Raw genomic sequence first — 20056 nt, forward strand, 5'->3', positions numbered from 1 at the left:
TAGCGTTTCTGTCCTTCACCAGCGCGACCTCGCCCCGGCGAAACGCGCCTGTCGTCAACCTGAACGAAGGCACAGAACATGTCCGAGCAACCCTCCGTCTATTACTTGTCACAGGCCCTTGAGCTGCGTGATACCCCCAGCGAACTGGAGCAATCACTTCATATCGAGACCGCCGATCGCAACTGGCTGCGCAACCTGTTTCTGGCCAGTCAGGCTACCCGCCAGGCACTCGATACCCCCATGTTCGTCGATAAACTCTTCATCGTGGCGCAAGGCTCTCCGGCGGCCGACCTGGCCGGCGCTTTCCTGGTCAGCGGTCCCCCTGGGCACCCGGTGTTCCTCTGTACCCCGGCGTTCGGCCTGGAGCGCTTCGACGCCCGCGACCAGGTGCTGACGAAACTGCTCGAACGCCTGAGCCTGGCCGCGCAACGCGACGAGTTACTGCGCTTCGTCGCACTCCGGATCAAGTCCGCAATTGGCTACGACCCACCGCCCGTCCTGGTCTCGGAACCGATCCGGGGGCTGGTCCTGACCGATCGACGCCAATCCATCGAAACCTACTTCGACTACACCCTGAAAAACCTGCATGACGAATTGCTCAACTTGCCCACACTGAAAGCACTGCTCAACCAACTGTTCGAGAGCAGACTGGGCAAGCGCTTCCCCCAGGTCAGCCTGACGGCCCTGAGGGTGATCAACCATGAACGTCCGATCGCGGACGAGCACACGCCGCCGCTGCCGCAACGGCAGGTTTCAACCCGCTTACTCAGCGAGACCTTACTGGAACACTACAACCGCGGCGGTTGGCCCGCGGGCCAGAGCCGCGAATTCATTGCCCCCGGCTATACCTGCTCGGCGGCCGATACCAGCGTCTGGGAGAATACCCTTGCGAGCCTCTCCGGCCAGTTGTACAGCCACCTGGAAAGCGCACTGCGAGCCTTCTGGAACCAGCCCCTCGACAATGGCCAACCACGCCGGGATTTGTTCATCGATACCCTGGGCACCCGCTTCCGTGCCGAGCTGCTGCAACAGGAACAAGACTGGAACAGTCTCAGTCCCGAGGACTTCTACCCACTGTGCGGGTTTTACCCTCTGGATGCCTCAAGACTGCACGAGCTGACGCCCTATACCCTGGATGTCAAAACCGACGAACTCTCGTGCGCACCGGCCAATGCCTTTGTCGTGCGCAGCGAGCGTCGGCAGCACCCGGTTTTCTTCTTCTATGGCGCCGCCCGACTGCAGACGTTCGAAAGCGAAGCCTCACTACTGACCTCGGTCAAGACTCTGCTTCAGGACCCGGTTCAGGGCAATGATCTGCGTCATGGCCTGTCACTGCGCGAACGCGCCGGCCTGAAGAACTCGGAGACCGTCAGCGTCGCACTGGCACCGGGCAACCCGTCGCTCTTCAAGGAACTGTTCAATACCATCGCCGCCAAGCAACTGGATAACGTGACGTACGTGCTCGAGCGCTATCGCGCCAGCAACGGCGCGCTGGCCCTTGCCGCGGCGTTCGAGCAAGCACTGGATGTTCGCGCCTTGATCGACCCGCGCTTGGCTGCACATGGCCCGCTGGGTCGCTGGAGCCACCGTCTGGATCTATCGCCCAGCGAGAAGGCCGTGACACCGGGCTTGCGACGAACCCTGACGCCGACCCTGGACACCGTCAGATACCAGTTGAAAACCCTGAATGAACTCAAGGGCAAAATCACCACGGGCCTGAACCGGCGCCCGTCCCTCAAGGCCTTCATCCAGAGCGAGCTGTCCAGGGAACTGAACCTTGCCCATAGAGGCAACCTGTCGCCCGTCAACCTCTACATCAATCAGTATGCGTCCGCGCTTCCCGCACTCGGTGAAACGACGCTTGTGCCCAGCCACTCGCAGAGTCTGGTAGAACACTTTCTCGAACGCCTGACCCAGCACACTGGCGCGCTCCCCCAGGCCTCCCACATCGGCCTGTTCAGCAAGGATGTCGAGGGCAACTGGGCGCGGGTTGCCAACCTGGATATAACGCTGCTCAATACCCTTGTCGACAAGACCCTGGCAGATTTTCTCGGCCACTATCTGCGTCAGCAGCGCTCGCTGTATGGCGAGCTGTCCGAATCCCTGAGCGAGGCCGTGACCAGCGGATTGCGCCGCGAAGCGCAACTCAAGGTGCTGCACAACACCCTGAGCGAAACCGACCTGGAGCTGCTCGACAACATTCTCGACAGCCATCGACGGGACCAGCGCCCGGGCTTGCGCGGCTTCATTCCGGATGCCTTCGCGCTGACGCTCAAGACCGACGCAGCGTCTGTGCCGGTCAAGCTGCGCAACTGCTTTCTGCTGACCGAGCGGGGCGGCCTGGACACTGAACACTCCGGCACCGTGCTGCTATGGACGCCGGTCCAGGGAGCGGAAGCCTTCCACTCGTTTCACGCCGCCGAGGTCGAACTGCATCGGCGTCTGCATGACCCCGTGGAGCGCCTGTCCCTGCTGGAGAACATCGCCAGAAGCGAACGACCGGCAAATCTGCCCATCCCGCAGAACCACCCCAGCCACCACCGGGCCTATCCGGCCCTGGATTTTGAATTGATTCAAAACGGCTTTCGCGGCCATCAACAACACTCGCTGGTCGACAAGGCGCTGGGCGATCTGACCCAGGCCACGGAGTCAACGTTCGTGGGCGAGCACTTTGACCAGCACCTGCAGTCCTGCCTCGACAGCCACTCGACGGTTCCGATGCTGGAAAAAGCCATCCGGGCCGCGGAGAACGCCGCCCTGCACCTGGCCTTGCCAACTTGGCTGGCCAACACCAGCGACAGCCGCCAGTTCGCCCTGGCGTCCCTGCTCGACCGCTATCGCCAGGATGCCGCGACCACGGCGGACTATCACCAGGACATTCCCGATATCCGCGACAACGCCAGGACCAAGGTCACGAGCCTGCTGTCGCGGGACTTTCCGACAGCCCGCCTGGACCCCGACAAGATCAGCATCGCGCTGACGCGGCGCAATACCGCCGAGGTCATTCGCGAATCGCTGACCGACTTCGCCCTGCGGCACTTCGATGACATCGACCACGGTTCGATCATCGTGCGCCTGCTCGAAGGTGTCCTGCCCAGGGCATTGACCCCTGATCGTCTCAAGACCCTGGTACAAGAGGCCGCCGTTGGCAGCCACTATGCGAACCTGCTCGATTCTTATCTGTCCGACCGTCAACGCCGTCCTGCCTTTCGCCAGCACTTTTTCTGGCAAAGCCTGCTGCACGCTTTCAGCCAGGTGCTCCAGAACACCCTGTCCGCCAGCGCCCACGGTTTTATCAAACACCTGCTGGCGATGCCGGACGGTCTCGCCAGGAAAACCTTGAACGGACAACGCATCGACCTGCGTCCGCTGGAGTTGATCAGCGATGCCCAGTCGAAAGCCGACCCCGTGGCCGGTTTCTACCTGATCGCCCCGCAACCCGGCGAGCACGGCCCGCGAATCCTGTTCAGCCCACAGGGCCCGCAACCGATTTTCCGGGAGTACCCCGATGAGGCGGCATTGCTGGCTGATCTCAAGGACTCGGAAAGCCTGCAACAACGGGTCCTCGACAGGCTTGCCCCGGAGCGGCGCGAGCACTACGCACAACAGGCATTAACGGCGCAGCGAGCTCCCCTGGCGCTCGCTGACAATCCGCTGCGCGGCAATCTCTTCCAGCAGCTCTACCGGGATACAACCGCGCTGCTCAAGGACATGCTCGGCCGGCAGAGCGTGCAGGACCAGGGCTCGGCCTGGAGCAACGCCTTGTCCTGGCTCAGGAGTGGCCTTGACCAGGGCGAGACATACCTGCTCGGCCGGTTGCGCTTGCCGCTGCTGATCTGGCAGACCCTCCCGCAACTCAGGGATACCGCGGAAAAAGCCTGGCAGCACCGTTGGAGCGAGGCGATCGAGGCGTTCGCCATCAGCCTTGCGCAACTGGCGGTGGCACGCCGGGGATGGGGCCGCTCGAGCTTGGCCGGCATCGCCCATAGCGAACTCAGGAAAGCCATCGAGTCGCCCTTTCCCGTGCCGGCCTGGGGTAACAGACGCCTGACGCCCGGACAACAAAACCGGATCCTCGAGCATGAAGCCCATGAGGTGGCGCTGGAGGAGATGACCCTGGATCAAGCCACCGGCCTGCACCGCGAATCGACGAGCGGCAACACCTTCGCGGTGGTCGGCGGGAGGGTCTTCCAGGTCCAGCAAGAAGACCGGCGTTGGCGCATCGTCAAGGATCGCGTCCGCGGTCCCTGGCTGCAACAGGACCGACACCAACAGTGGTCATTCGACCTGCAAGGACACTGCATCGAGGACCTGAAACCATGAAACTGTTCAATCATTGCGTGAACCAAAAAGCGGTCCGCGAGGAAATACGTGTGCAGGCGGTCGGGATGGACAATATCCGTCTCCTCTACCCCAATCGGGCGCGCATGATTCGCCATGGCCACGAACAAGCCGTGGCCTATCTGAACGCCGCCATGATGAACCTGGACCGGCTTTTTTTCGATACGCCCAAGGATCAGAAGCGCCGTCTCTTCATGGAAGAGTTCTTCGATACGTCGCCGTTGAATGAACGCACGATAATGAAAGTCAAATTCCGCGCGCACATGTTGCTTGGGGAACTGCTCAAGCCATCGCTCAGTCCCGAGACCTCGTTACGCTATGTCGTGGGTTCGGCCCTACATCCGGAGCAGGGCACCCAGGCGTTCACCTTGCCCAGCGAAACGACCAGGAGAATCTATTTGACCGAACGTTTTTTTGATCCCGGCTTCCAGGCCTACTACCCCACGCGCCTGAGAACCTTCGACATGCTGGGACACAACATGGCAGCGGTCCTGTTGCATGAAGTCAGCCATCTGGTACTCGACACCCTCGACTTCAACTATCTGGACTCGAGCCGGCCCTTCGTGGATCTGCTGGATACCAGCACGCTGGTGGGAAGGCTGCACCACGACGCCATGGAGCGCGTCCAGAAGCACGCCTTCTCCGCGACCACCCCCGCCAGCGAACTGTTCAAAGAACCCGACGATGACGACTTGCACTGGAACGACGTGGTGGGAAGACCTTACCGGCGAGTGTTGCAACTCACCGGAGCCCGGGGTCTGGCGCAAGCCCGCAGAATTTTTTTCTCGGATAAGCAAAAAAGAGTCGATGTCATCCTGGATAACGCCGACTCCCTGACCTTACTGCTCACGCATCTGGGAAGACCGCTCGAGTACCACCCCCTCCCCCAGCGAGAGGCCAACCGCGCGCCTGCGCTGTCGCACACCCCAGGCGGCAATGCCTACTGAGCAGCCAGTTCGCGCAACTGTTGCAGATCGCCCTCGGCCAGGACGATCCCGTCGCGCAGGGACTCGGCCCGCTGCTGGTGGCGCCGGTCTCCCGGCAGGCGTTGCAGGCCGACACCCTGCATCTGGCTGACCAGCGTCCGGGCGCGCTCGGCGAAGTCCTGCCCGGCCGCCTTGGCCGGGTCGATGACAATAATCAGCTGCCCGGTCCAGGGGGTCTTGGCGCCGGGGTGTTTCGACCAGTCGAACTCGAACGAAAAGTTCCCGCCGGTCAGGGCCGCCGCCAGCAACTCGACCATCATCGACAACGCCGAGCCCTTGTGGCCGCCGAACGGCAGCAGCGCGCCGCCGTCGAGGATCGCCTTGGGGTCGCAGGTCGGCTGGCCGTCGCGGTCCACGCCGATGCCGGGCGGCAGGCTGCGGCCCTCGCGGGCGGCGATTTGTACATCGCCATGGGCCATGGCGCTGGTGGCCAGGTCGAACACGATCGGGTCGCCGCCGGCCCGCGGTGCGGCGAAGGCGATCGGGTTGGTCCCGAACAGCGGGCGCTCGGCGCCGTGAGGCACCACGCAGGTCATGCTGTTGACCACGCTCAGAGCCACCAGCCCCTGATACGCGAAGGGCTCGACATCCGGCCAGAGCGCGGCGAAATGATGGGAATTGCGAATCGCCAGCACGGCGATCCCGGCATTGCGGGCCTTTTCCAGCAACAACCCGCGGGCGGCGGCCAGGGCCGGCTGGGCGAAACCGTTGGCGGCATCGACCCGGACAAAGCCGGAAGCGACATCTTCGACCAGGGGAATGGCCTTGCCATCCACCCAGCCGCTGGCGAGCGTGGAGACATAACCGGGAATCCGGAATATACCGTGACTGTGGGCGCCGTCGCGCTCGGCGCCGGCGCAGTTCTCGGCCAGCACCCGGGCGACTTCCGCCGAGGTGCCATGCCGCCGGAAGACCTGGGCAAGCAATGCCACCAGATCGTCATAGGAAATAGTTTGACTAGCCGTCTCGCGGGGTACAGACATCCGAAGCTCCGATTCCGATTTAATTATTATTCGATCGATGAGAGAAAAGCAGTGCTTGGGCAGGCCTCCAGACTATCCGGCGGCGAGGGACCGCTTGTCAAACAGGGCATCGAAGCGTTGGCCCGACGACTGCCCGGCGCACGGCCCGATACGGTTTACACAGACGGTAACGTTTACCGTCTACACAGCCCGTAACCCGAGCTCGATACTAGACTCCAACAACGCGGCCGCTTCCCTTCCCGGCCCGGAACTTTGGAGGACGAAATGAACGAACACAATCTCAACGGCAAGGTAGCCCTGATCCAGGGCGGCTCGCGTGGCATCGGCGCCGCCATCGTCAAGCGCCTGGCGGCCCAGGGCGCGGCAGTGGCTTTCACCTACGTCAGTTCCGATGCCAAGGCCAAGGCCCTGCAGGACAGCGTGATCGCCGACGGCGGCAAGGCCCTGGCGATCAAGGCCGACAGCGCCGACGCCGTAGCCATTCGCCATGCGGTCAGCAACACCGTCGAAGCCTTTGGCCGAATCGACATCCTGGTCAACAATGCCGGCGTACTGGCCATGGCACCGCTTGACGAGTTCAAGCTGGAAGACTTCGACCGGACCCTGGCGGTGAATGTGCGCAGCGTCTTTATCGCCACCCAGGAAGCCGCCCGGCACATGGGCGAAGGCGGTCGGGTGATCAACATCGGCAGCACCAACGCCGAGCGCATGCCGTTCGCCGGGGGCGCCCCGTACGCCATGAGCAAATCCGCGCTGGTGGGCCTGACCAAGGGCCTGGCACGGGATCTCGGGCCACGGGGCATCACCGTCAACAACGTGCAACCCGGTCCGGTGGACACCGACATGAACCCGGCCGACAGCGATTTCGCCGGGAGCCTGATCAGCCTCATGGCCGGTGGCCGTTATGGCCGGGTCGAGGAAATCGCCAGCTTCGTCGCCTACCTGGCCGGGCCGGAAGCCGGCTACATCACCGGGGCCAGCCTGACCATCGATGGCGGGTTCAGCGCCTGAGGCGCGGTTGTCCGAACTGACGCCTTCGCGAGCAAGCTCGGCTCCCACAGGATTGCGCTCGTGCACAGAACTCCGGTTCGATCCGCAAACCCTGGGAGCCGAGCTTGCTTGCGATAGCGTTCTCCCTCACGACACGGCATCCCGTCCGGCCAACGCCTGCTCCAGCAACAGCAGAAATGCCGCGGCCGCAGGCGTCGGCGTATGCGACCACACCGCGTACAGGTGACGCGACGGCGCGTCGGACACCGCCAGCGTCACCACGCCCTCGAAGCCCTCGGCGATCTTCTTCGGCACCAAGCCCAACGCCAGCCCCCGACGCACGAACTCCCCCACCAGCATCACATTGCCCGCCTCGAACTGCACCCGATGGCGCAAGCCTGCCGCGGCAAAGGCCTCATCGGTCTGACGGCGCCCCGCCGTACCGGCCTGGAAATCCACCAACGGCTGGTTCTCCAGCTCCGCCAGCGGCAGACGCTCGAAACGGGTCAACGGATGCCCGGGCGGCAGCACCGCCACCAACTCTTCCTCCGCCAGCAAACGCTGCGCCAGGCCCTCGATCTTTTCCCCAGGCCATAAACCGACAAACGCCAGGTCCAGCCGTCGTTCACGCACATCGAGCATCAGCGACTCGCTCTTGCTCATGTTCAAGTGAATATCCACCTGTGGATAAAGTCCGTGGAACCGCGCGAGCAAACCCACCAGGTCGACTTCGGTCAGGGACGAGATCTTGCCGATGGACAGGCTGCCGCGCACCTCGCCGGAAGCCGCCGCCACTTCGGCGACAATCCGTCGGGTTGCCTCCAACGCCGGTCGCGCACTGCGTACAAACGCCTCGCCGGCCGCGGTCAGGCGCACCTTGCGCGAACTGCGCTCGAACAGCGACGCGCCGAGATCCTCTTCCAGACGGGCGATCTGATGACTGAGGGCCGACTGCACCACATGGCAGCGCTCGGCCGCGCGGGTGAAGCTGCCCTCGTCCGCCACCGCCAGGGCATATTCGATCTGCTTGAGGTTCATCGCCTGTATCTCGTTTCAAGATGGATAGAATGAAAACAATGCATTGGCGTCATGCTAGGACATTCCAGATAATTCGCGCATCGAATTCCTACTCAGAGACAGTCAATGTCCGACACCAACGTCACACACAAACCTTTGAGTTCTGCCCTGATCCTGCTGATGTCGATCGCCACCGGCCTCGCGGTCGCCAGTAACTATTACGCCCAGCCGCTGCTGCACACCATCGCCCAGCACCTGGGCCTGAGCACTGGCACCGCCGGCACCATCGTCATCACCGCCCAGCTGAGTTACGGCGCCGGACTGTTGTTGCTGGTACCGCTGGGGGATCTGTTCGAACAACGCCGGCTGATTTTCATCATGACCCTGCTCAGCGCCCTCGGGCTGCTGATCAGCGCGTTTTCGCCGAGCCTGCCCTGGCTGCTGTTCGGCACCGCGCTGGCAGGCCTGTTCTCGGTGGTGGCCCAGGTGCTGGTGCCCATGGCCGCCAGCCTGACCGCGCCGGAACAGCGCGGGCGGGTGGTCGGCACGCTGATGAGTGGCTTGTTGCTGGGCATTCTCCTGGCGCGCACGGCGGCCGGCTTGCTGTCCGATGTCGGCGACTGGCGCAGCATCTACCTGCTGGCCGCCGGCCTGATGTTCATTTGTGCTTTTGCCTTGCTACGCGCCCTGCCGGAACATCACCAGCACGCCGGACTGAGTTATCCGGCCCTGCTCGGCTCGGTGTTCCGCCTGTTCGTCGAGGAGCCGGTGCTGCGGCTGCGCGCCGTCATGGGCCTGCTGACCTTCTGCCTGTTCGCGTTGTTCTGGACGCCCCTGGCCTTCCTGCTGGCAAGCCCGCCCTATGGCTATTCGGACGGGGTCATCGGTCTGTTCGGCCTGGCCGGCGCCGTCGGTGCCATGGCAGCCAACCTGGGGGGACGCATGGCCGATCGCGGCAAGGGCGAATTCGCCACCACCCTGGGCCTGCTGGCGTTGCTGTTGTCGTGGCTGCCACTGGGCTTTGCCGGGCATTCGCTGGTGGCGCTGCTGATCGGCGTGCTGGTGCTGGACTTTGCCGTGCAACTGATTCACGTCAGCAACCAGAACGCCGTGTTCAAGGTCCGCCCCCAGGCGCGCAACCGCCTGAATGCCGGCTACATCACCTGCTATTTCATCGGCGGCGCGCTGGGCTCGCTGCTCGGGGCGCAGTTGTACGGGCCCTATGGCTGGAACGGCATCGTCACCGCCGGTGGTTTTATTTCCGCCCTGGCGCTGGGGATCTGGGTGGTGATGCAGCGCCGCAGCGGACTGTCGGTGTCGGCCGCCTGAACGACAACGCCATCAAACAACCGCCCAGTCAATTGCCGGCAACCCCACCGGTGTCAGAGGGAAATGCTTGAGCGACTGCACGATCCGATCCGCATGCTGGTATTTCTCCGCCGCCATCGCCGGATCGGGCACCGCCACCGCATACATCCCCGCCGCCTTGGCCGCTGTCACGCCGAACGGCGAATCCTCGAACACCAGGCAGTCCTCGGCCGCCACCCCCAGGCGCTTGGCCGCCAGCAGGAAAATATCCGGGGCCGGCTTGGCTTCGCCGACCTCCGGGTCATCGGCGGTGACAATGGTATCGAACAGCGCAAACCACTCCCGGTGCAGGGTAGTCTTCAACTCGAACGAGCTTCGCGAGGAACTGGTGCCCACCGCAATCGGGATCCCGTGGGCCGACAGATGCCGCACCAACGCCTCGGCGCCGGACATGGAACCGGCCTTGGGAAAACGCTCGCGCATCAGCGGTTCGCGCACCGCCAGGAACTCCTCGGGGCTCAACGGCAGCGCCATGGCCTCGACCACGTAACGGGCCAGGTCGCCGGCGCCACGGCCGATGATGTGCTGCTTGTGATCCCAGCCGAACGTCCGACCATAACGACCGACGATCAATTGCGTCACCTCGGAGTAGATACCCTCGGTGTCGAGCAGCAAACCGTCCATATCGAAAATCACGGCCTTTACCGGGCCCAGGGTAGAGAGTGCTGCGCTCATGGCATCCGCCGTAAACAGGGTAGAAAGCCTGCTAGCGTCGCAGAGCCGGGCGATTCTTTCCATACGAGAGTGAAGTCGCTAGCATGGCCGCTGTATTTTCCAGGCCCGCGGGCCCGCCGACGGCTGCCGCCCGGCCATCCAACAGAGATGCCAGCATGATTGCCAAAGAATCCCGAAACGAGGTCGCCCTCGCCAAGTTCCTCGACGCCCACCCGCACCTGCGCGAAGAAACCCGCGACCTGAGCCCGAAAGAGCAACAGCAACAGTTCCAGTGGGCTTTCGAGGATGAAGCCGAAAACCAGGGGATCGAAGCCTGGGAACTGACCCTGCAACTGGTGGCCGAAACGCCCGAGGAACTCAAGGCCATGCGCCTGGAAGTCCACCGCGAAGTAGCCGAGGCCCTGGGCATGGACTGGGACGAGTACCGCTCGTTCAATGAAATCAGCGAAGACTGAGCCGTTCGTCGCGCCAACGGCACTTGGCCCGGCGGCTGGGGACCAATACCAGGTAAGGACTCTTTATCGACAAGGATACTCACCATGAATCCGTCCCCCATTGCCAAGCTGGCCCTGGCCGCGCTGCTGTCCTCTCTGTCCCTGACAAGCTTCGCCGCCCGGACCAGCACCGGGCCGACCGATCCGCTCGAGAGCCGGCAACCGCCCCTGGCACCGGGCGGTATCAATGCAGGCAATAATCCGCTGATCAACAACGGCGCCATGCCGCCCGGCACCGACAGCGGCATCGACCCTCGGACCCAGGGCAATGACCCGGGACGCCAAGGCGGTGTGAACACCGATGGCAATGGCCCCGTCGGCAATGAAGCCCGCAGCAACCCCGGGGGCTCCGGTGACTCCGGTGACTCCGGTGCCAAGAAAAACCTTCCGGGTAGTGGTACCGAGCAGCAATGATCTGCCCCGGGAAAAGGCCGGCTGAACGCCTGTTTCGAGCCTGTACGCCCTGACGGACGCCTAGAGAAGTTTGGCGGGCATTTGCCCCGCCAATTGTCCCCCGCCAATGAAGAACCCCCGTTGATTGGCCACCAACTCGGTGCGCAATTCGCCCACCAGGTTGGAAATAGCCCTGGCGCTGGTCAAGCTGACCGTGGAAATCCCGGTCACCAGCAAGTCCACCCTCCCCGTTTCCGAGTCGAAGACCTTCACCGTCAGTGAGCTGTCATGGCTCACCGTACATTGGCAGCGAAGGGGTAAAAAACCGAGTTCAATGATGTTGCGCAGTTCAAGAATGGAAATCACATCAATACGTCCCTATAGAGTGATGGAAAGGTAACCGCGCAAGGCAATCCGTGCGTCCTTGTCAACGCCAGAAGTCCAGCGCTTCTGGCACGGGCCTTCGATAGAGGCCCTGGCGACCATCGTAGCCATTTGACGCCACTTAGTCGCCATCACCGATCGCTTTTACTTGCGTACGCAATTGCTTACACCGACGCCATCATCTCCAGTATTCCGATGCCCCCCGGCACTCGCTCAATTGCCCTTGTGATGACTCATCTCCAGCTTCCTGGCCATGTCCAGGTGCATCTGCAACTTGGGCAAGGTTTGTATGGCAAACGCCTTCAATTCCGGGGACGCGGAATGTTCGGCCTCATCCTTGAACAGCTGGATCGCGTCCTCATGGGCTTTGATCTGATTGGCCACATAGGCGATATCGAAGGATTCGCCTTCCTGCACCTGCAGCATCAGCTTGCGCGCCCGGTCGAGGATTTCCGCCTCCGGGGCCATGGGCAGGTCATGATGGGCGGCGATGGCCTTCAGGTCGCGATTGGCATCGGTGTGGTCCTTGATCATTTCCACGGCAAAGCTGTTGATGTCCGTGGATGTGGTTTTCTGGATCGCCAGGCGGCTGGTCTCGATCTCGGCAATCCCGGATGCCGAGGCCGTATCGATAAACTCCGCGGGGGTACCGGCACTGACCGGCCCCGCGAGGCTCGCGCCCAGCAGCAGGACAAGCGAGGTGAGACGTAACAGGGGGGCCTTTCGGCTCATGGGCTTTCTCCAGCACTTTAAGAAAACAGGTGGGCTGAAGGATTGGAAATAATTGAGCGGGCAAGGTTTAGAAAAAAATCACGGGACTGACGAACGGTGATCGGCACAGCAGGTATCCTGCCGGATTGCGCGGCCATGAGCGGCTCAATTCCCAGGCAAAAAAAAGCCCGCGGGAGGGCGGGCAAGGGAAGCTTTTGAACGAGCGCAAACACTATAGACGCTGCTTGCAGAGCGTTTCGTGAAAAAAAATTCATGTTTGACCGACGACTGACAGAAAGGAACAGGCATGCTTTGGGTGGTCATGCTCGGCGGAAAACATCCGCGGGCAAAAATAGAAGTGCACGATGTGGCCTTTGTGCTGGCCGACAGCCTCGAAGCCACCTACCCGCAACTGCGCCAGGAGTGGTTCGGCAGCCCGGCCGGCCTGCACATCGATGCCTGGATGCAGGTCGACGGCATCGACGGTTGGAAAGTCGAACTGAGTAACCTGGCGCCCGCCCCCGGCTCACCGCGCCTGTATTTCATCAACCTGGGCGGCTACGAAGCCCGGACCTTCGGCGAAGCGCACCATTACCTGCTGCTGGTGGCCCGCGACAAGGCCGAGGCCAAGCATCTGGGCAAGCGCCGGATGCTGGCAGGCTGGGACCAGGCGCACACCGATGCCCTGCTGGATATCGACGACTGCCTGCCCATCGACCAGGTCGGCGGACGTTATATCGAACTGGTGCAGGGGCCGCATCGCGGCATCGTGCAGGGCAATGACTATATCGTCCTGCCCTGAGCGCGACCTGACACCGATCAACGAAACTCGATGCCCGGCAAATCCATTTCAGGCACGTCGCTCAACAGGAAATCGCGAAAGGCCAGGATGCGTTCCTTGCGCAGGCTGCTTTTCAGCCAGACCAGGTAGTAAGCCTCTCCCGAGCCGACGGCGGTCTTGAATGGCAGCCCGAGCAAACCGCCACGGACATCCTCGAGGATCAGGTACAGGTCACCGATCGAAACACCATGTCCGCGCATGGCGGCCGAGATCCCCTGGTCCAGGGTACTGAACAGCTTGCCGCGCTCCACCTTCGCCTGCCCTTCCCATCCCATGCCCGCCAGCCAGCGCCGCCAGTCGCGCCGGTCCGTGGACGAGTGGATCAGTTCGTGCTGCTCCAGGGTATCGAGACTCCACGGCGCCGTCCCCAGAAGCTGGCTCGAACAGATCGGAATCAGCCACTCATCGAACAGCTTGCAACACTCGACCTGGGCACCAAAGCGTCCGTCGCCCAGCAGAATCGCACAGTCGTAGGGTTCGGTGTGGAGGTCCACGGTGTCGATGTCCATCCACACACTGGACAACTGTACCGGCAAGTCGGGGTTGACCTGCTTGAGATTTTCCAGCGACTGCAACAGCCAGCGCATGGTCAGACTGGAGGGCGCCTTCAGCCGGAGTTGCTCGGCAGTGGCGCGAAAAGGCAGACAGGCCTCCTCAATCACCTTGAACCCGGTTTTCAAGCCATGGGCCAAGCGTTGTCCGGCCTCGGTCAATTGCAGTTTCGGGCCGTTGCGCTCGAACAGGTGACAGCCAAACAGCGCCTCCAGGTTGCGAATATGTCGACTGATGGCGCTCTGGGTCAGCGACAACTCCTCGGCGGCGCGGGTAAACGAAGAGGAGCGGGCCGCCACCTCGAAGGCACGCAGAGCATAGAGCGGTGGGATACGTTCGGCCATGGTCGAGCCTCACTATGATTAATAATCATAGTGAGGCACAGATTTATCCATTTTTCAAACACCTCGCGCGCCCTCAGGCTTGGCGGACTCGATTCTCCCGTGCAGGCGCCCCACCATGAACGTCTCGTTGCTGCTGCTTTACCTGCTGAGCATTTCCCTGCTGATCGTGACACCCGGCCCGGTGGTCGCGCTGTTGGTCAACACCAGCCTGGGCGCGGGCAGCGGCCGGGCGCTGCTGACGATGCTCGGCACCAATGGCGCGTCGCTGGTACTGGCGCTGCTGGCGGCGCTGATCCTTGGCGGAGGTCTTTCGCTGAATCTGCAACTGATCAATGTCGTCAGCCTGAGCGGCTGCCTGTTTATCGGTTACCTGGGGGTAAAAAGTCTCCAGGAAGCCCTCTCGACAGCCGTCGACGACAGCGTACAAACCATCAGGAGCGAACGAGGCACCGGGTTCGTCAACGGATTCCTGGTGGGTATTTCCAACCCCAAGGAGATCATCTTTTTCGTCTCGTTCTTCCCTCAGTTCATCCAGGTCACGCCATCCTTCGGCCATAGCGTGGCGTTGCTTGCGCTGCTCTGGGCGGTGATCGACCTGGCGGCCATGACCTTCTACATCCTGCTCGCCCGCCAGGCTTTTGCAATCCGGCACAAGGCAAAGATCACCTTCGCTTCCGGCATCCTGCTGCTGCTCATGGCGCTATTCGGGGTGTTGTACGCCGCCAGGGCCCTGCTCGCCAGCCTGAATTGAAGCGCGTGTTTTAGTCATGATTCGGTCAATGAATGATGATTAGCGACGCGCCGCCGTTCTGCTAGGGTCTGTTACCTGGGTCAGGGAGTACGGCGGATGAACGAATTCGAACAACGGATCTTGTCGGTCAATGGGATCGAACTGAGTGTGCATGTGGCCGGCCCGCTCGACGGCCGGCCGGTGTGGCTGCTCCACGGTTTCCCGGAATGCTGGCATTCCTGGCGTAACCAGGTACCGGCGCTGGTACAGGCCGGTTATCGGGTGTTTGTCCCGCAGATGCGCGGTTATGGGCGCAGCAGTGCTCCAGCCGACGTGGCCGCTTATGAGCTGCTGACACTCTGCGCCGATATCCAGGGGGCCATGGATGTATTCGGGCACACGCAAGCCTGCATCGTCGGCCACGACTGGGGCGCGCCGGTGGCCTGGCACCTGGCGTTACTGGAGCCGCAACGGGTCAAGGCGCTGGTCACCCTGTCGGTGCCCTTTGGCGGACGCCCAAGGCGCCCGGCGACCGAGCTGATGCGCGAACACTATGCCGATCGCTTCAACTACATCCTCTATTTCCAGGAACCCGGGGTCGCCGAACAGGAACTCGACGCGGATATCGACCGGAGCCTGCGGGCATTCATGGGCGACACCGAATTCCTCCTGCAAACCAAGGCGGTCGATGCACGCTTGTTTGACGCTGTGGAAGTGGCCACGGAGTTACCCGACTGGTGTGCACCCGAGGATTACCAGGTCTACCTGCAGACCTTTACCGGCCAGGGCTTTCGCGGCGCGCTGAACTGGTATCGCAACTTTGAACGCAACTGGCAGCGCACGGAGTTCCTGGCTGGCGCGCAGGTCCGGCAACCGACGTTGTTCCTGATCGGTGATCGCGACCCGGTGGGTGTACTGGAAGCCCACACCATCAAACGTATGCCGGGGCTGGTGCCGCAACTCGAACAACAGCTGATCGAGGATTGCGGGCACTGGATACAGAGCGAGAAAGCCGAGGCCGTGAATGCGGCGATGCTCGGCTTTCTTGGCCGGGTTTATGCCGAGGGTGCCGGGACCGCGACCTGAGGCGACGGGGGTTTTTCTGCCGCCGCGTTCGGAATTCTTTTGCAGCACGACAATACATTCGGTAACAGCCTGTCTAGGCTTGGGAAAGCGTCGTTCGGATGGGCATCATTTCTTCCGAAGGACAAGTTGCCGCACCACCAGGTTTAATCCAGACTGCCTTATCAATGGCTGATCCAGCGCTCGGGAATGCAACCGTGACCCATCGATTCTCGCTCACATCCAGAATGACGCTGTTCATTTTCATCATGTGCGCAGTACTGGTCGGCTCCGATATCTGGCGCAGTTTTACCGCGCGTTCGGTGCAACTGGGCGAGGTGACAACCGCCACCGCCAATCTTGCCCGCGCGATGGCTCAACACGCCGACGACACCATCAAGGAAGCCGACCTCGTACTGAGCGGAATTGTCGAGCGCGTCCGACATGACGGCACCGCCCCGCCGGTACTGGAGCGCTTGCACCAACTCTTCAGCGCGCGGCTCAGCGAGCTCCCGCAACTCGATGGCCTCTATCTGTTCGACCGCAACGGCGAATTGATCGCCAGTTCATCACCGGGGCCATTGCGCAGTTATAGCAACGCCGATCGTGAATACTTCATCTTTCATCAAACTCATCCTGATCTAAGCGTGCATATAGCCTCTCCGCTACGCAGTCGCTCTACTGGAAAATGGACGATTCCCGTGTCACGGCGCATTGACAATCCAGACGGCAGTTTCGCCGGGGTCGCCAGCGCCACGATCGATATTGATTTTTTCTCGCAGTTTTATAATCGCCTCGAGATCGGGCAAGAAGGCGCCGTTGCCCTGGAGTTTGACTCAGGCGCCATGGCCGTCCGGCGTCCATTCGAAGAGCGCCTGATCGGTGCGGACATGACCAGCACCCGACTTTTCCAGGAGCACAAACGACAACCGGAGAGCGGTATCTTTTCCATTGCTTCGGCTCAGGATGGCGTTGTCCGCCTGAATAGCTACCGCAGCCTGCATGACTATCCGCTGTTCGTCGCCGCGGCACTCTCGAAGGATGAAAACCTCGCCGCCTGGTGGTCGGATACGCTGTGGCATGCCGCGGGTGTGGGTTTGCTGGTCTGCGTGCTGGTGATTTTCGGTCTGCGTCTGATTCGCCAGGTGAATCTGCAAAGCAAAACGGAAAAAGAGCTGGCCGCGAGCCTGGAAACCACACGGGCGATCCTGGAGACCGCGGCCAACCCGATTATCACGGTCGATGGCGCTGGCAAGGTGCGATCGCTCAACCCTGCCGGCCAACGGGAGTTCGGCTACGACCTGGAGGAAATACTCGGGCGCAATATCAGGACGCTTGTCCCGGAGTCTCACCTCGCCGCGTACAACGAATACACCGCCGCGTTCTCGCAGCAGGGCTTCATCGAAAGCGGCAGCAGCGTGGAATTGCTGGGCTTGCGCAAGAATGGATCGACCTTTCCCCTCTACGCCTCCACCAGCGCCATGAAAGGCACCGACGAACGCTGCTTCGTTTGTGTCATGACCAATATCACCGAACAGAAGAAAGACCGCAGCGATCTCGCCGCGACCCGTGACCACCTGCTGTTGGCTGCCGATATCGCCGAGCTCGGCATCTGGTCGTGGAACCTTTGCAACAATACCTTGCATTGGAATGATCGCATGTTCGAGATCTATGGCTACTCGCAGACGTTGCTCGAACATGCTCTGAACTTCGAGCACTGGCGCTCGCGGTTTCACCCGGATGACCGGGATATCGTCATCGCCGCGCTCAACGCGGTGATCGATGATCGCGAACAGCGCCTGCCATCGTTCCGGATCGTACTGCCCGACGGACGCGTGCGTCACTTGGAAACGCGCGTCCGTGTCGAGCGCGACGCCAAGGGTACACCGGTCCTCATGACCGGGATCAATCATGACGTGACGGCCCAGCATGAGATGGAAGTGAGCCTGCGCCATGCCAAGGAGCAGGCCGACGCGGCGAGTGCCGCCAAGTCTTCATTCCTGGCGAACATGAGCCATGAAATCCGCACGCCCATGAACGCCGTATTGGGGATGCTGCATCTGGTGCAGTTCACGCCCCTGAACTTGCGTCAGCGTGACTATGTGAGCAAGGCCCAGTCCGCGGCCCAGTCGTTGCTCGGCCTGCTCAATGACATTCTCGACTATTCGAAGATCGAGGCAGGTAAGCTCCAGCTGGATCCGCATCCATTCGACTTCGAACCCTTGATGCAGGACCTGGGCGTCGTATTGGCCGGCAACCAGGGCCAGAAGGATATCGAGGTGCTGTTCGATATCGATCAGGCCCTCCCCGGCGGTCTGATTGGCGACAGCCTGCGCTTGCAGCAGATCTTGATCAATCTCGCCGGCAACGCCCTCAAGTTCACCTTGAAAGGACAGGTCATCGTCAGTCTTGAGCTGCTGGAGCGCAGGGATTCGGCGGTCCAGGTTCGAATTGCCGTGACGGACAGCGGCATCGGCATGAGCGCCGGGCAGATAGAGCATATCTTTGAAGGCTTCAATCAGGCCGAAGCCTCTACCTCACGTCGCTTCGGCGGCTCGGGTCTCGGTTTGGTCATCTGTAAGCGCCTGGTCAAACTGATGGGTGGCGACCTGCTGGTACAAAGCCGTCCGGATGTGGGGAGCCGATTCTGGTTCGATGTCTGGCTGAAGGTGGACACAGGCACAACCACAAGAACCATCCCCCTGCCCGCCGACCATTCGATGCGGGTGCTGGTGGTCGACGACAACCCGATTGCCGCCGAGTTGCTGATGCGCACGGTGGCCGCCCTGGGCTGGCAGGCCGATCTCGTATCCTCGGGTCTCGACGCCGTGAGCAGGATAAGTGAGGCCCTCCATCAAGGAGAGCGCTATGACGTGGTCCTGATGGATTGGCGCATGCCGGATTTGAATGGCATGAGCGCGGCCAAGTTGATTCGCGAACTGAAAGGACGGGTACCGCCGCCGGTGGTCGTCATGATCACCGCCTACGGCCGCGAAGTGCTCGCCGAGAGCCATGATCAAGGCGATGCGCCTTTCGCCGGCTTCATTACCAAGCCCGTGACGCCCCGACAGCTGACCGAGGTCATTTTACGGGCATTGCGAGGCGTCGACACGCCGACCGAGACTCCAGCGTTCGAACACAAGCCTTCAAGGCGCCTCGCGGGTCTCAACTTCCTGGTGGTGGAAGACAATGCCTTGAACCGTCAGGTCATCGAGGAACTGCTGAAGTCGGAGGGGGCCTGCGTGCAACTGGCTGAAGGCGGTTTTGAGGGGGTCAACTGCGTGATAGCGGGGAACAAGTCCTTCGATGCCGTGCTGATGGATGTACAGATGCCTGACATCGATGGCTACGAAGCGACCCGGAGAATTCGAGCCAATCCTCGCTTTACCACGCTGCCCATCATTGCGATTACCGCCAATGCGTCCTCTTCCGATCGGCAAGCCTGCTTGCAGGCGGGTATGAACGGGCATGTCGGCAAACCGATCGATATCGAACATCTGGTTTCGGTGCTGCGAGCGCAACTCGATGGAAAAGAGCCGCCGGCACCGGTCGCCGCGCCAGCCGTGGATTATCAGCTCACGGAACAGGATGAACTCATTGAATCCCATGCATCGATCGTCAAGCGTCTGGATGGAAACCTGAACCTGATACGCAGTGTCCTGAAGATCTTTGGTGCCGAGATGGAAAAGCAACTCGCGAACCTGGACGAACAAATAGCGCAAAAAAACCGGATGGGCGCCGCCAGCGTCTTGCATGCCATCAAGGGCAGCGCCGGCACCATGGGTGCCCTCGCGCTTTCAAGAAGAGCCGGCCAGCTTGAACAGATGCTCAAAGGTGGCGCCGCATCGGCAACCGCCGATCCTCTGGTCAATGGGTGCAGCGCTGAGCTGCGGCAATTGATAAAGGCCAGCCTTGAGCAATTGACGACAGCGTTCGCCGAGCCCGTGGGGCCGATTGAACCGGCTGGAGAGGCGTTGCCTTTGACTGAATGGCGGGCACATTTAAACGAGATATTAGCGCTGCTGAATGCTTCGAACCTGCAAGCCATTGCGGCAGCTGAAGCACTGCTGAGCCAAACGCCAGCGGAACGACTGGCCCGATTCAATCCGTTTATCAAACAGGTCAGAGCGTTGGATTTTACAGCGGCGGCACAGAGTGCCTATGAAATGCTGGAGCAAGCCTGAC

At 61.8% G+C, this 20056-nt stretch carries 16 protein-coding genes; 10 read left to right on the plus strand and 6 right to left on the minus strand.

What is annotated here, in order from left to right; genetic code table 11:
• Nucleotides 1-78 precede the first annotated feature (78 nt).
• Nucleotides 79-4323 (plus strand): dermonecrotic toxin domain-containing protein, encoded by a 4245-nt coding sequence (locus M5B99_RS07690; RefSeq protein ID WP_248803466.1) that lies wholly within the window; start codon nucleotides 79-81, stop codon nucleotides 4321-4323.
• Nucleotides 4320-5288: a hypothetical protein gene (locus M5B99_RS07695; RefSeq protein WP_248803467.1), complete on the plus strand. Its 969-nt coding sequence runs from the start codon at nucleotides 4320-4322 to the stop codon at nucleotides 5286-5288. Before M5B99_RS07690 ends, M5B99_RS07695 begins: the two co-directional genes overlap by 4 nt.
• Here the strand turns inward: M5B99_RS07695 and M5B99_RS07700 are convergent.
• Nucleotides 5282-6310 (minus strand): Ldh family oxidoreductase, encoded by a 1029-nt coding sequence (locus tag M5B99_RS07700; protein WP_248803468.1) that lies wholly within the window; start codon nucleotides 6308-6310, stop codon nucleotides 5282-5284. The two genes, M5B99_RS07695 and M5B99_RS07700, sit on opposite strands and share 7 nt — an antisense overlap.
• Before the next feature lie 264 nt (nucleotides 6311-6574).
• Between M5B99_RS07700 and M5B99_RS07705 the strand changes: the two genes are divergently transcribed.
• Nucleotides 6575-7321: a 3-oxoacyl-ACP reductase family protein gene (locus M5B99_RS07705; RefSeq protein WP_248803469.1), complete on the plus strand. Its 747-nt coding sequence runs from the start codon at nucleotides 6575-6577 to the stop codon at nucleotides 7319-7321.
• 126 nt (nucleotides 7322-7447) lie between these two features.
• Here M5B99_RS07705 and M5B99_RS07710 read toward each other — a convergent pair whose 3' ends face one another.
• On the minus strand, nucleotides 7448-8338 hold the full coding sequence (locus M5B99_RS07710; RefSeq protein WP_248803470.1) for a LysR family transcriptional regulator: 891 nt from the start codon (nucleotides 8336-8338) through the stop codon (nucleotides 7448-7450).
• Between the two features lie 105 nt (nucleotides 8339-8443).
• Here M5B99_RS07710 and M5B99_RS07715 point away from each other — a divergent pair, with 105 nt between their 5' ends.
• Nucleotides 8444-9646, plus strand: coding sequence for an MFS transporter (locus M5B99_RS07715; RefSeq protein ID WP_248803471.1), 1203 nt, complete (start codon nucleotides 8444-8446; stop codon nucleotides 9644-9646).
• 12 nt (nucleotides 9647-9658) lie between these two features.
• Here the strand turns inward: M5B99_RS07715 and M5B99_RS07720 are convergent, their stop codons facing one another.
• Nucleotides 9659-10360 (minus strand): HAD-IA family hydrolase, encoded by a 702-nt coding sequence (locus tag M5B99_RS07720; RefSeq protein WP_248803472.1) that lies wholly within the window; start codon nucleotides 10358-10360, stop codon nucleotides 9659-9661.
• Nucleotides 10361-10515: 155 nt separating this feature from the next.
• On the opposite strand from M5B99_RS07720, the gene M5B99_RS07725 reads away from it, so the two are divergent.
• Both M5B99_RS07725 and M5B99_RS07730 read left to right on the plus strand, forming a co-directional pair.
• Nucleotides 10516-10815 (plus strand): DUF6388 family protein, encoded by a 300-nt coding sequence (locus tag M5B99_RS07725; protein WP_248803473.1) that lies wholly within the window; start codon nucleotides 10516-10518, stop codon nucleotides 10813-10815.
• 84 nt (nucleotides 10816-10899) lie between these two features.
• Entirely contained in the window at nucleotides 10900-11268 is a 369-nt protein-coding gene (locus tag M5B99_RS07730) for a hypothetical protein (protein ID WP_248803474.1), read from the plus strand.
• A gap of 60 nt (nucleotides 11269-11328) precedes the next feature.
• On the opposite strand, the gene M5B99_RS07735 is transcribed toward M5B99_RS07730, so the two are convergent.
• Together M5B99_RS07735 and M5B99_RS07740 are read right to left on the minus strand one after the other, a co-directional pair.
• Nucleotides 11329-11613 carry a DUF1652 domain-containing protein gene (locus M5B99_RS07735; RefSeq protein ID WP_248803475.1) on the minus strand — a complete coding sequence of 95 codons (285 nt, stop codon included), beginning with the start codon at nucleotides 11611-11613 and terminating at the stop codon, nucleotides 11329-11331.
• A gap of 231 nt (nucleotides 11614-11844) precedes the next feature.
• Nucleotides 11845-12363, minus strand: a complete 519-nt coding sequence (locus M5B99_RS07740; protein WP_248803476.1) for a DUF4142 domain-containing protein — start codon at nucleotides 12361-12363, stop codon at nucleotides 11845-11847.
• Nucleotides 12364-12649: 286 nt separating this feature from the next.
• Here M5B99_RS07740 and M5B99_RS07745 point away from each other — a divergent pair, with 286 nt between their 5' ends.
• Complete coding sequence (locus M5B99_RS07745) at nucleotides 12650-13144, plus strand: DUF1543 domain-containing protein (RefSeq protein ID WP_248803477.1); 495 nt, start codon at nucleotides 12650-12652, stop codon at nucleotides 13142-13144.
• A 17-nt stretch (nucleotides 13145-13161) separates the two neighbouring features.
• Here M5B99_RS07745 and M5B99_RS07750 read toward each other — a convergent pair whose 3' ends face one another.
• Complete coding sequence (locus M5B99_RS07750; protein ID WP_248803478.1) at nucleotides 13162-14079, minus strand: LysR substrate-binding domain-containing protein; 918 nt, start codon at nucleotides 14077-14079, stop codon at nucleotides 13162-13164.
• 115 nt (nucleotides 14080-14194) lie between these two features.
• Here M5B99_RS07750 and M5B99_RS07755 point away from each other — a divergent pair, with 115 nt between their 5' ends.
• The 3 genes from M5B99_RS07755 (at nucleotide 14195) to M5B99_RS07765 (ending at nucleotide 20055) form a co-directional block, all read left to right on the plus strand.
• Complete coding sequence (locus M5B99_RS07755; RefSeq protein WP_248803479.1) at nucleotides 14195-14830, plus strand: LysE family translocator; 636 nt, start codon at nucleotides 14195-14197, stop codon at nucleotides 14828-14830.
• Between the two features lie 96 nt (nucleotides 14831-14926).
• On the plus strand, nucleotides 14927-15895 hold the full coding sequence (locus tag M5B99_RS07760) for an alpha/beta fold hydrolase (protein ID WP_248803480.1): 969 nt from the start codon (nucleotides 14927-14929) through the stop codon (nucleotides 15893-15895).
• A 194-nt stretch (nucleotides 15896-16089) separates the two neighbouring features.
• Entirely contained in the window at nucleotides 16090-20055 is a 3966-nt protein-coding gene (locus M5B99_RS07765) for a response regulator (protein WP_248803481.1), read from the plus strand.
• Nucleotide 20056: the final 1 nt, after the last annotated feature.

The sequence above is a fragment of the Pseudomonas sp. MWU13-2100 genome, from assembly GCF_023242365.1.
Classification (GTDB): Bacteria; Pseudomonadota; Gammaproteobacteria; order Pseudomonadales; family Pseudomonadaceae; genus Aquipseudomonas.